The sequence below is a fragment of the Falsiroseomonas oryzae genome, from assembly GCF_027856955.1.
GTDB classification, from domain to species: domain Bacteria; phylum Pseudomonadota; class Alphaproteobacteria; order Acetobacterales; family Acetobacteraceae; genus Falsiroseomonas; species Falsiroseomonas oryzae.
This window is the reverse complement of the sequence record NZ_JAPSMD010000828.1, coordinates 1-1,203: the sequence shown is the minus strand read 5'-3', so window position 1 is coordinate 1,203 and position 1,203 is coordinate 1. Positions and strand designations below refer to the sequence as shown.

2 protein-coding genes are annotated in these 1,203 nt (G+C 68.1%); one reads left to right on the top strand and one right to left on the bottom strand.

The window, feature by feature from the left end:
• A partial coding sequence (locus OZN99_RS32035; protein ID WP_270939227.1) for a hypothetical protein occupies positions 1 to 363 on the bottom strand: 363 nt, incomplete at its 3' end.
• 51 nt (positions 364 to 414) lie between these two features.
• On the opposite strand from OZN99_RS32035, the gene ctrA reads away from it, so the two are divergent.
• Complete coding sequence (ctrA, locus tag OZN99_RS32030; RefSeq protein ID WP_270939226.1) at positions 415 to 1,140, top strand: response regulator transcription factor CtrA; 726 nt, start codon at positions 415 to 417, stop codon at positions 1,138 to 1,140.
• The last annotated feature ends 63 nt before the right edge of the window (positions 1,141 to 1,203 follow it).

The window sequence follows — 1,203 nt, the reverse complement described above, 5'->3', positions numbered from 1 at the left end:
CGCCAAGCCGAGTCGTCGCACCGGCGCGCCGGCGCCGATGCGGGGATCGCGCCCGAAGGCCAGGGCGCGCGCCGCATCCGGCCCGGTCGCGACAACCTCCGCGCGGACCGGCTCCGGCCCGTCGCCGATCGCCAGGCGCTCGCCGAGGACCGGCACGGGGCGCAGGCCGACCACGTCGAGCGCCAGGGCCTGCGCCGACCGCACGGACCCGAGGGCGCGGGTCGGCTCAACCTGCGCGAGCATACCCATGGCGAGGGATGAGCGATGCAGGAAGGCACTTACGATCGATTCATTCATGCTTGTCTTGTTTTTGCGACGAATTAACCTCCGAGGCACAGTTTTTCCGTGAAAAAGGTCTTTCATTCCGCAGGGATGGTGATATCTCTACACGCATGGGATGTGGGAGTACACCAGATGCGTGTCCTTTTGGTTGAGGACGACACGATTGTCGCCCGCGGCGTATCCCTCGCGCTCAAGGCATCGTCGATGATCGTCGATACATCCGATACGGGTGAAGAGGCGCTGGAACTCGCGCGTCTTTATGATTACGACATCATCGTCCTGGACCTCATGCTCCCGGACATGGAGGGCTACGAGGTCGTCCGGCGGCTGCGCGCCGCCCGGATCGAGACGCCGGTCCTGATCCTCTCCGGCCTCACCCGCCCGCAGGCCAAGGTGCGCGGCTTCGGCATGGGGGCCGACGACTACATCACGAAGCCCTTCGACCAGCAGGAGCTGGTCGCGCGCATCCAGGCCATCGTCCGGCGCGCCAAGGGCTTCAGCCAGCCGACGCTGACCGTCGGCCCGCTGACCCTCAACCTCGGCTCGCGCGAGGTGCTGGTGGAAGGCCGCAACGTGCACCTGACCGGCAAGGAATACGCCGTGCTGGAGCTGCTGACGCTGCGCAAGGGCATCGTGCTGACCAAGGAGGCCTTCCTGAACCACCTCTACGGCGGCATGGACGAGCCCGAGGTGAAGATCATCGACGTCTTCATCTGCAAGCTCCGCAAGAAGCTCGCCCAGGCGGGCGCCGCCGACCTGATCGGAACGGTCTGGGGCCGCGGCTACGTGCTGCGCGACCCGGCCAGCGGCGCCCGCATCAGCCTGATGCCGGAGGCCGGCGTCGCCGCGGTGGCCTGAGCGCACGCAGCTGCGCCGCCCGCCGCCCCGGCAGAATGCGGGGCGGCGACTGGCCGGCGGCGT

Excerpts from the sequence above, each read along its gene's own strand:
- ctrA (WP_270939226.1), top strand. The coding sequence starts at position 415 with ATGCGTGTCCTTTTGGTTGAGGACGACACGATTGTCGCCCGCGGCGTA.